Source organism: Treponema sp. R8-4-B8 (assembly GCF_054786175.1).
The window spans coordinates 1-433 of record NZ_BDHE01000445.1 but is presented as its reverse complement, the minus strand read 5'-3'; the positions used below and the strand labels follow the sequence as shown (position 1 = coordinate 433).

Sequence of the window (433 nt, the reverse complement as noted above, 5' to 3'; positions counted from 1 at the left end):
ATCGTTATTGATAATTTGGCTCTCCTGTCTCTCGCGCAAGCTTTCTATAGCCAAATGAAGCTGCTCTTTTGTTTGGTCGTAAGGCGAAGAATACACATCCTGAACAGAGGTATCCACATTTATGATAGTGGAAATAGAATTGAGAATATATTCCCTTGGCTTTTGCTGATAGTCAACATATCCTTCTGGAATCTCCGCACTCTTTTTTTCCGATGAGCATAAAACATCAAGCGGTGTTTCTCCCTCCACCACCTTGTTCACCCGGTAAATACCAGCATCAAGCCCCTTGAATTCCAAGAAGCGCGTTAGCCAGCGCGGTGTGATTGCCCCAAACTGCGGCGGGGTTTTGGTTATATCCGCCAATTGATACGCTTGTGATTTATTTAGCGCATTTAATTCTGTTGTAGATGCTGTACCCATATATTCCTCCCTT

1 pseudogene is annotated in these 433 nt (G+C 43.6%); it reads right to left on the bottom strand.

The window, feature by feature from the left end:
* A pseudogene (locus ACYVRA_RS09175) lies at positions 1 to 420 on the bottom strand (hypothetical protein); the annotation flags it as partial.
* Positions 421 to 433 lie beyond the last annotated feature (13 nt).